This window comes from bacterium, from assembly GCA_021158245.1.
Classification (GTDB): Bacteria; Zhuqueibacterota; QNDG01; order QNDG01; family QNDG01; genus QNDG01.
In genome coordinates, this window is sequence record JAGGVB010000042.1 from 1 (window position 1) to 2,509 (window position 2,509).

Sequence of the window (2,509 nt, forward strand, 5' to 3'; positions counted from 1 at the left end):
TGAAAAATTTAACAGAATTGAATTTACCTGGGGCCAGGCAGAACCTGTAATTGAAGATGCTGCTCATAATCTGAATAAAGGTGAAGTGTCTGAAATTTTGAAAGTATCAAACGGATATATAATTCTGAAACTTGAGAACCGTATAAAGAATGTTATGCTAACGGAAGAAAAATATCAATCCAAAAAAACAACAATTGATAAAATAATCCGCAGAAGAAGAGAGGCAGTACGTTCAGGCAAGTTTGTGGAAGAATTCATGAAAGGAAAGAATGTAGTTCTTAAAGGAAAAGCATTTAATTTTATGACAAAAGAGCTTGAAAAACAGATTGAATTTAATAAAAAAAGTAAGTCCTCTCCAAAAGTAAAGATGCTTGTCCGGAAAGAGGTTCAGCTTGTGCAGGACAACCTGGCTAATCATCTTGATGACAAGCTGATAACATTTAACGGAAGAGCATGGACAACAGGGCAATTTCTTGAAAAGCTGTGGATGATGGAAGTTCCTGTAAACCGACAGTCTCCTGAGAAATTTAGAAAAGGTTTACAGGAGAGTATCCGGATAATGGTCAGAAATGAGCTGCTTGCAGATGAGGGGATGAGACGGGGATTGGACAGGAGTGAAAATGTACAAAAGGAACTGCAGATGTGGCGGGATAATTTTTTGTATGTTTTAATGAAAAACAGATACAGAGAAAAGGGCGGGGATGTCGGAGAAGAATTTGATATATTAAAAAAGAACCATTCCGTGAAAGTTGATACTGTACTTCTGAAAAAGATTACATTGACTCATGTGCCAATGGTTGGTGTGTGGACTGATTTTCAGAGGCAGCTTGTGGCGCCGATATGGCCTCAGTTGTGAAAGCAGTCGGCATGCAAAAATTTCTCGCAAAGCACGCAAAGAGCGCAAAGAAAGAATAAAATAAGAATATCCGTTCTGTTAGCTGTAATTTTTGTCATTCATGGGAAAGCAGGGATTCAGTTGAATGTGCGCCTCTACAAAAAAAATGTTAAATTTTTAAAAAAAACCTTGACAATATGGAATTAATTTTATAACATGCAATCGAAACGCTTCGATGAAGTATCAGCGTTTCATCTGACATCCAATAACTAAAGCACTGTTTTACATACACTTCAAGGAAAATAATTGTCTTAAAAACTCGAAACGCTTCGAGGAGATGTGAGTAATGGGCGTAACAATTAAGGATGTCGCTGCACGGGCCGGAGTTTCTCTTTCTACTGTTTCACTTGTTTTGAATAATAAAAATAATGTAAGTGAAGAGATGAGGCATAAAATAATGCAGGCGATTAAGGACCTGGATTACCACCCGAGCCGTATTGCCCGCGGGCTTGCCAGTAAGACAACAGGTAATATAGGATTTATTCTTACTGATAAACATTTCTCCAGGGCGGAGCCTTTCTATACCAAAGTTTTTCTGGGTACTGAATTCGAGGCACGCTACCATCATTATTATGTGCTTCTGACAACAGTGGAAGAGAGCTTTCGTAAAGATAAGTACATTCCCCGCTTTCTTCTGGAGAAAAATGTAGACGGAGTAATACTGGCAGGAAAAATCCCCGCAGGATTAATTGAATATATCCGCAGTGTCAGTATTCCATATGTGTTTGTCGATAATCTCCCGAAAACCGGACAGATATCTGCTGTGCTGATGGACAATGTGGACGGAGCATTTCAGGCGGTTTCTCATCTGATTAATCTGGGGCACAAACAGATTGCTTTTGTAGGCGGAGATATGGAGCATCCCAGTTTACTGGAGCGTTTCGAAGGATACAAAAAGGCCTTAAATCATTTTAATATACCTTTTAATGAAAAATTAGTTGTTTCTGATGAAAAATATACAGCTATAGAAGATGGGTATAATGCTATTTGTAAAATGATAAAACGCAAAATTGATTTTACCGCAGTATTTGCAGGTAATGATGCAATGGCTCAGGGCTGTATGCGCTGCCTCAGGGAAAATGGGATGGAAGTGCCGGGGCAGGTTGCGCTTGTTGGTTTTGACGATATTGAAAGTGATGTGCAGATTGAGCCGAATTTAACTTCGGTACGTGTAGATAAAATTGAACTGGGTGCTGTGGCAATCCGCCGCCTTGTTGAAATGATTCAGGCAGGACATTTCATACAGGGGAAGACAGTACTTCCCGTTGAATTGGTTATCAGAAGATCAACAGATGTTTAAAGTCAATAAAAAGGAGGTGATTCAAGAGAAAAGAATGAAATGTGAAGGGTTGTTGAGGAAGAGGGGCGTTTTAAGGGGATTTTAAAACTAATATTTTCACAGGAAAGGGAGGTTAGTAATGAGAAAGGTTTTAACAGTCTTTTTATTGGGTTTATTTGCAGCAGGTTTGGTATTTGCCCAGGGTACCCTTCTGGTAAATGGAGACCTGGAAACAATGCAGCCCAATTTCTGGAACTCCATTGGCAGCGGTGCTACAATGACCTGGTCTGCGAATGGTTATGACGGCAGTCTCCGCTCCTTTGAGATTGAGAAAA

General features: G+C 39.5%; 3 protein-coding genes. All 3 read left to right on the top strand.

The window, feature by feature from the left end; all coding sequences use genetic code 11:
- On the top strand, window positions 1-856 hold an 856-nt coding region (locus J7K93_02130; GenBank protein MCD6115788.1), incomplete at its 5' end, for a hypothetical protein.
- Window positions 857-1,181: 325 nt separating this feature from the next.
- Window positions 1,182-2,195 carry a LacI family DNA-binding transcriptional regulator gene (locus tag J7K93_02135; GenBank protein MCD6115789.1) on the top strand — a complete coding sequence of 338 codons (1,014 nt, stop codon included), beginning with the start codon at window positions 1,182-1,184 and terminating at the stop codon, window positions 2,193-2,195.
- Between the two features lie 118 nt (window positions 2,196-2,313).
- Window positions 2,314-2,509 (top strand): hypothetical protein (locus J7K93_02140; GenBank protein MCD6115790.1); only part of this gene is annotated, 196 nt, incomplete at its 3' end.